This is a genomic window from Draconibacterium sp. (assembly GCF_041583095.1).
In the GTDB taxonomy this organism is placed as follows: domain Bacteria; phylum Bacteroidota; class Bacteroidia; order Bacteroidales; family Prolixibacteraceae; genus Draconibacterium.
This window is the reverse complement of record NZ_JBFHGM010000242.1, coordinates 1-7,694: the sequence shown is the minus strand read 5'-3', so window position 1 is coordinate 7,694 and position 7,694 is coordinate 1. Positions and strand designations below refer to the sequence as shown.

The window sequence follows — 7,694 nt, the reverse complement described above, 5'->3', positions numbered from 1 at the left end:
TTCCCCGTAGCTGCCTTCTTTGTATTTTATTTCTGCCAGATAGAAATGTGCATTGGCAGCGTAAGCTCCGTTCGGAAATTGATTCAGGTACTGTTGAAGTTGCACGTCGGCATCTTCATTTCCGGCCATATAAACACGTTCTGCAGCTGAGTAGGTTAACTGATCCTGTTCGGACGCGCTAACACTGACATTGCCTCCCAATTGACTAACGTAAGCAAAATAAGCATCCACGTTGTTCAGTTCTACGTAGCAGTTTTTTATGCCTTGCAAAGCTGAATTTGCTTCGGGTGTGCCTTTGTAGTTTTCGGCCACTTCTTTGTACTGGCGCAAGGCTTTGTTAAAGTCGCCATTGTTGTAATTGACCAACCCTAATTGCAGCAACGCATTACGGTAATAATTACTGTTCGGATGGTTCTCAACAATCTCCTGATACTGGCGAACGGCCTCGAAATTATTGCCCATTCGTTCGTTCGCACGCCCCAGTTCGTATAATGCGTCATCGTAGTAATCCGACTCCGGAAACTCGCGTAATAACAGGTTCAGGTTATTGATTTTATCTTGCTGTTTACGCTGAAGGCCCTGGCAAAATGCAATTTGCAACAGAGCATAATCGGCTTCCAGCATTTTTATGTTATAGGCACGTTCGTAATTGTCGATGGCCTGCGCATAATTTGTATTCAGGAAATAATAATCGCCAATCCGATTGTAAGCATCGGCAATTTTTGGCGTTCGTTTGCCCTGCATCTTCTGCACATACTGACTGAAATGTTGTTGTGCCGCTTCTTTGTTGTCGGTTTTTAAATAAGCATAGCCCATGTTGTAGTCGGCATTTAGAACTTCAGCGTCGTTTGCCGATGACGAACTTCGTGCGAACTGATTGTACGATGCGATTGAATTATCGTAATCGCCCACACGGTATAAGGCTTCCGATTTCCAGTAAAGTGCCCTTGCTTTTATTTCCTTGCTGTAGTTTCCGTTGACCAGTGACAGGTCGAAATTCTCGATTGCCTCGTTGTACATCAGGTTATTGAAAAGCTCCAGGCCACGGTAAAATGTCACGCGTTGGTAGGCTTCTAAAATGTGGGGCGTTTTGTTTTGTATTTTCTCAATCGACTCAATAGCGTCTTTATAGTTTTTGGTTACCATGTACACTTCGCCCAGAATTTCGTAGGCTTCAGCATTTTTTGGCGAGTTTGGATATTCTGCAATGTAGCGGTCGAAAGCTTTTATGGTTTCGTTAAACGGAGAGTACGAAAGCTCGTAAGTTAATTTGGCGTAACTGAACAAGGCGTCTTCTTTAATATCTGCATTAAAATCAAATTCCGAAGCTGCGTTATAAGCCGTTTTTGCTTTCTCTTTATCGTTGAGTTTTATAAAACAGTCGGCCAGATGATAGTAGGTGTTTTGTGTCATTTCATCTTCGCCGGTAGCTGCTTTTTGCAGTAATTCGGCAGCATCTGTGAATTTATTGGTGTGGTAGTAACAAAATCCAAGGATGTAATTTTCTTCCCGTGTTTTTGTCCCCGAGGTTTTAAAATATCTCTCCAGGTAAGGAATGGCATTTTCGTACTGTCCTAAATGAAAATACGAATCACCAACAATTTTTGCCAACTCGGTCTGGTGCTCTTCCTGAACATCATCGATAATCGTTGTGGTGTAGTTTACTACCTCGTTGTATTTCTTTTGTTTGTAGTAAATATGGCTGACATACAGCGGAATTACCGGCGAATAAGCCGGATCGTTGTTTAGCGCCCTAAAAGCTTCAATTGCAGCGTCATAATCCTCTCTTAAATACAAAATGTGCGCACAGTAGTAGGTGGCTGGTTTGCTGTATAAATTATTGGTGTTTCGGATGGCCGTAAACTCACGGAAGGCCACATCGGTGTTTCCTTCCTCGAGATTGGCAAATCCATTCTGATATTGTAATTCAATGCGTTCGTTTTCTGACAGGTCCATACGGTCTACTTTTGAAAAGGTGCGAATGGCCAGCGAATATTGCCGTTTTTCAAACTGGTTTTTACCCAGGTTAAATTGCGCGCTATTCATGTACGGACTTTCAGGATAGGTTTCAACAAATGTGCGGATCAGCTTGTCGCCCGAGCGGTAACCGGCGTGAAGTGACGAAACAGCTTTGAAATATTCGGCTTCGGAATACAGTTCCGATTTGGGCTCAACACGTTTCTGGATTTTCTCAAATTGCCGGTAAGTTGAAATGTATTTTCCTTTGTTGTAGAGTTCTTTTGCAATGTCGATATCCTTTCTTACATCATCAAAATAAGCCGTTTCCTGAGCTCCGGCCTGCTGAAAAGAACCAATAATGATAAAAAGAGATAACAAAATTTGTATTGTTCTCATGCTTTATTCGCTTTGTTTTAAATGAATAAATTGTTTAAAACCATTAGCTGGCTTACTTTTTAAAATTGACCAACTAAAATAACTATTCCCTGTATGCTAAACTGTCGTTAATGCTTGTAATTCTTAACAAAAAACTGTTTATTTCTTTCCTTTATTATATATGTGGGTAAGAAATTTCGAACTATTTTAGTTGCAACACATTTTTTATGGACAAAAAAACAGTTATAAAGTTGCTCGATGCCAGCATTTACCAGTACGATAACCTGGTGCTTTCGGGGGTTGATGTTGAGGTGAAGGAAGGTGAGTTTATCTATGTGGTTGGAAAAGTGGGAACCGGAAAAACCAGCCTGATAAAAACACTGAACGCCGAATTGCCTTTGGAATTTGGCTCGGGGACTGTATTGGATTTTGACCTGGTAGGACTGAAAAAACGTAATATTCCTCATTTGAGAAGACGGCTTGGCGTTGTTTTTCAGGATTTTCGTTTGCTTACCGACCGGAATGTGTATGCCAACCTGGCTTTTGTGTTAAAAGCTACCGGATGGAAAAACAAACTGGAAATTGAAAACCGCGTTGATGAAGTGCTCGAGCGAGTTGGAATGTTGCATAAAAAAGAAAAAATGCCGCATCAGTTAAGTGGTGGCGAGCAGCAGCGTGTGGTTATTGCACGCGCCATTTTAAATTATGCTGATATTATATTGGCCGATGAGCCCACCGGAAACCTTGATCCTGAAACTTCGGAAGATATTCTGGACTTGTTTATCCAGTTAAATAATGAAGGGAAAACCATTTTGATGGCTACGCACGATTATGCGGCAATAGCCAAAAAACATGCGCGAACACTGGTTTGTGTAAATGGAAAATTACAGGATTCTGCAAAGAATAACGAGGAAATAGAGTTTGAAAATCTGCTGGAGAAAAATGTTTAGTTTGAATAAAAACTCTGTTTTCTTGCTTTAGGAATGTCATCCTGTACTTCATGATAAAAGTGAATAATCGTATTAAGCGATCGAATCTTGTGGTATAGAATATTCAAATTTTTTATTGACCCCTAAATCCCCTAAAGGGGACTTGCCCAGCTCCCCTTTAGGGGCCGGGGGGAAAACAATGACCATGTGTAGTCGTATGAAATGCCTAAAGAAATTCAGAAAAAATACCTTTCAAAACTTTCTCTTCATTCTCCCATGTAAGTTCTTTTGATGCTTGAACTAAGTTGGTTTTCCAGTTTTTTCGTTTGTCCAAATTATTCAATGCTTCATTAATTGCTTTTGCCAGATCTTTTGGATCGTGCGAATTGCAGATGGCACCAATATCGTATTTTTCAACAATTGCTTTCATTTCCGGCAAGTCGCTAATCAATACCGGAACTCCGGCGCTGATGTAATCAAACAGTTTATTGGGCAGGGCAAAACGGTAATTCAGACCCAAATCTTCCTCAATCGATAATCCAAGATCGGCACTGGGGGTGAGTTTTGCCAGTTCCTCAATCGAAAATTTACCTGTAAAATGAACTTTATTTTCAAGTAGTTCGGTACGAACCAATTCTTTCAGTTGATCTTTTATATCGCCATCGCCGGCAATTATAAGTTGAGCTCCATCGATAAAATGCATGGCTTTTATAGCTTGCTCCAGCCCGCGGCCAATATTCACTGCTCCCTGGTATAGAATGATTTTTTGCTGATTTTCTTTTTTGTTAAGCTGAACCGTAATTTTTGAAGTAGGGATATTTCTGACTACCTGAAATGGTACGTCGTATTTTTCATGGTAAACAGCTGCAATAGAATCACAAACCGTATAACAGTGTTTTAATTTCGGCAGCATTTTCTTTTCCAGCCACTCCCAAATCCGTTTTACACGTGGACGATCGATTAACTCCGGGACTTCGGTAAAATATTCGTGGCTATCGTACACCACCGGAATTCGTTTGATTTTTGAAGCAAGATAATTGGCTGTCAGCGTATCCAAATCATTGGCCAGCAACACATCGGCTTTCCGGAAAAGTAAAAACAGCAACAAGCGGAAATTGTATTCGGCATAAAAACAAGCGCCTTTGGTAAAACACAAACGTATTCGGTGAGTCAGATAGCTGCGATTAATTGGCTGACTGTTTTTTAATTTTCGACCAACAAGTAAAACCCCGAATCCCATTTCTTCCAGCGAGGTACAAACTTTATGCACCCGGTTATCGGCAACCAGGTCGTTTGTAACCGAAACAATTATATGCTTTTTTCGCTTCAAGTGAATGAAATGATTTTGTTGTAAAGATAGAAAAAGTAGGAAGCAGGAGGCGCGAAGTAGGAAGATTCTTGTAGTGGAATCAATTACCTTTCAAAATGTTTTACCACAGAGTTGCCCAGAGAAGACTCAGAGGTTCACAGAGAATGGTGGGACTGATGTTAAGTGGTATAATAGGCAGTTGGCAAAATGCAATTGGCAAAAGCGGGTATAAGTTGGAGGCGTTCGTTGCATACAATTTTACAATTTATCAGTTTAGCAATTTTGCAGTTTAAGCATTCTCGCATTAAAGCATTGCAGGCAAATTAATCCTTAATCTTTCCTCATTAATCAATGGAGCTTTTATCTTTGCGCAAAATTTATTCAATGATCCGCTTTTCAGAAAATCATTCGCTAAAGGCACACAATACATTTGGCATCGAGGCCAAAGCAAAATATTATTTCGAATTTACCGAACTGGAAGACTTGCAGGTGTTTCTGAATTCCAATAAAGGTTGGAAAGAGGAGGAGTTGATCGTTTTAGGTGAAGGCAGCAATATTCTGTTTATGAATGATTTCGACGGCCTGGTAATTCATCCCAATGTGCCCGGAATGAATTCGGTTTGGGAAGACCGCAATCATGTATGGTTTGAAGTTGGAGCAGGAGAAGTTTGGGATGAATTTGTGGAATTTGTCGTTAATCAGGGTTTGGGTGGCGCTGAAAACCTATCGTTGATACCCGGAAAAGTTGGCGCTGCACCGGTACAAAATATTGGCGCTTACGGACAGGAAGTTTGCTGGTTGGTTGAAAAAGTTAAAGGTTTCGACCTGGAAAAAGGCTGTGCTGTGGAGTTTCCGGCTACCGAATGTGGATTTGCCTATCGTAACAGTGTTTTTAAAAGCTATTTGAAAAACCGTTTTATTATCACTTCGGTAATTTTGCGAATGGATAAGTTTCCCGAATTTAATCTGGGTTATGGTCAGCTGGAAGAAAAAGTAAATGAAAAAGGGGGCGCAAATCTTCACAATATTCGTGAAGCAGTGATCGAAATTCGCTCGTCGAAACTACCCGATGTTAAAGAGTTGGGCAATGCCGGTAGTTTCTTTAAAAATCCCGTGGTTGATATGGCTTTAGCTGAGCAAATCAAATCGAAATACCCCGAGATCCCATTTTACCCGGGAGGAGAAGGCAAAATTAAACTGGCCGCCGGCTGGCTAATCGAACAGGCAGGTTGGAAAGGCAAACGTATTGGGGATGCGGGTGTACATGAACAACAGGCTTTGGTGCTGGTGAATTATGGCAAAGCTACCGGCAACGATATTTATTCACTTTCGGAAGAAATCTGTACATCTGTTTCTGAAAAATTTGGGGTTACGTTGGAACGTGAGGTAAATTGCATTTAAAGTTTGTTGAGCACTTTTATTATTGTTGATACAATAGCTTAAGGTTGTTAGCCCTAATAAATTCTATGGATTTGTTTTCATTCGTTGCTTTTGTCTTTATGCCAGACAGGCAGTTCCTTTTGCATTTGATCAAAAGGAACCATACCTGCCGTCCGGTAGGCGGGAATCTTGTCAAAAAATAACCTTTGCATTTTTTCAATATAACCAAGTAGCCCGACTGACGGCCCCGAAACTTCGGGGTGACCAGCTCGCACAAAATTTTCTCTCAAGTCCGCCTTCGAGGAAAAGCGTTAAGAAAATAAATGGAAAGAGCGTCAAAAATCAAGTCTGTTTGACGCTCGTTAGACCTGAAGAATGAAGGGCTAAAAGGAGGAGTTACTTGATTTTAGTGAAAGGAATTTATTTTTAGCTTTTTATCGTCAGCGGTGGCTTTTTTGAATACTTTTTCAGCTATAGGAAAAAGTATTTTCTGTCTGAAAAGACAAAATAAAAAAATCCCGGCGTCCAGTCCGGGATTTTTATTTTTTGTTTGATGTTGTGTCCTAATCTCTTAGGTGGATTTGTAGCTACAAAAGTAGCTGTCATTTAAAAAATCAAAATGACCTTTGTCATGGGCAGGTGGTCAAATAACACAGCGCCCGAAACCAATTTCCTGTTTTATTGTTCTTCTGAAAACAATAGTTTTGGAACGGAATCAGGCTGAAATCAGCTTGTTTAAAAACAATTATTTTGATTATGCCACATACCAATGCGCTCATAAATGCCACATCGCCATATCTTTTGCAACATGCTCATAATCCTGTAAACTGGGAGGTCTGGAGCGAAGAACTCATTGCTCAGGCAAAAGCCGAAAACAAACTTATTTTGGTTAGCATTGGCTATGCTGCCTGCCACTGGTGCCACGTAATGGAACACGAAAGTTTTGAGGATGAAAAAGTGGCTGCCGTGATGAATGAAAATTTCGTTTGTATTAAAGTGGACAGGGAAGAGCGCCCCGATGTGGACCATTATTATATGAGTGCCGTTCAGTTGATGGGGCAGCAGGGCGGCTGGCCTTTAAATGTAATTGCTTTGCCCGATGGACGGCCTATTTGGGGCGGGACCTATTTCCCAAAAGAAAGCTGGGCGGAGAACCTGAAAACAATAGCTGCATTTTACAAAGGAAAACAAGATAAGGCGGAAGAATTCGCTGCCCGTTTGCAGCAGGGAATTCATCAGGTTTCGTTAATGCCCGAGGTGGAGACAGAGGTAGCATATAGCAAAGAGTTGTTGCAACACGGCGTTGATGGCTGGAAAAAACACTTCGATTACGAAGAAGGCGGAAGAGCAGGTGCTCCGAAATTCCCGATGCCGGTTAATCTTGACTTTTTACTCTACTACGGCTTTATGAATTCAGATAAAGCCGTACTCGAATTTGTTGAAACCACCTTGCTGAAAATGGCTCGTGGAGGTATTTACGATCAGGTGGGCGGCGGTTTTGCACGCTATTCGGTGGATGAAAAGTGGAAAGTACCGCATTTCGAGAAAATGTTGTACGATAACGGGCAGCTCATCAGTGTTTATTCAAAAGCATATCAGCATTTTAAAAATGAGGAGTTTAAAACCGTTGTTTACGAAACCATTGCGTTTGTTGAGCGAGAACTGATGGACGAAAGCGGCGCTTTTTATTCGTCGCTGGATGCCGACAGCGAAGGCGAAGAAGGAAAGTTTTATGTGTGGAA

General features: G+C 41.1%; 5 protein-coding genes. 3 read left to right on the top strand and 2 right to left on the bottom strand.

Annotated features, from left to right (window positions below):
* The coding region (locus tag ABZB17_RS17800; protein WP_372652126.1) for a tetratricopeptide repeat protein at positions 1-2,355 on the bottom strand (2,355 nt) is incomplete at its 3' end.
* A gap of 206 nt (positions 2,356-2,561) precedes the next feature.
* Here ABZB17_RS17800 and ABZB17_RS17795 point away from each other — a divergent pair.
* A complete protein-coding gene (locus ABZB17_RS17795) occupies positions 2,562-3,284 on the top strand; it encodes a cell division ATP-binding protein FtsE (protein WP_372652124.1) in 723 nt (240 codons plus the stop codon).
* Between the two features lie 205 nt (positions 3,285-3,489).
* Here the strand turns inward: ABZB17_RS17795 and ABZB17_RS17790 are convergent, their stop codons facing one another.
* On the bottom strand, positions 3,490-4,593 hold the full coding sequence (locus ABZB17_RS17790; RefSeq protein WP_372652122.1) for a glycosyltransferase: 1,104 nt from the start codon (positions 4,591-4,593) through the stop codon (positions 3,490-3,492).
* A 363-nt stretch (positions 4,594-4,956) separates the two neighbouring features.
* Here ABZB17_RS17790 and murB point away from each other — a divergent pair, with 363 nt between their 5' ends.
* Positions 4,957-5,973, top strand: a complete 1,017-nt coding sequence (gene murB / locus ABZB17_RS17785; RefSeq protein WP_372652120.1) for a UDP-N-acetylmuramate dehydrogenase — start codon at positions 4,957-4,959, stop codon at positions 5,971-5,973.
* A 735-nt stretch (positions 5,974-6,708) separates the two neighbouring features.
* Positions 6,709-7,694, top strand: a 986-nt coding sequence (locus ABZB17_RS17780) for a thioredoxin domain-containing protein (RefSeq protein WP_372652118.1), incomplete at its 3' end; no start/stop codon positions are given.

Bases quoted from the DNA above. Each gene is read 5' to 3' on its own strand.
- ABZB17_RS17795 (WP_372652124.1), top strand. From the start codon at position 2,562: ATGGACAAAAAAACAGTTATAAAGTTGCTCGATGCCAGCATTTACCAG.
- murB (WP_372652120.1), top strand. From the start codon at position 4,957: ATGATCCGCTTTTCAGAAAATCATTCGCTAAAGGCACACAATACATTT.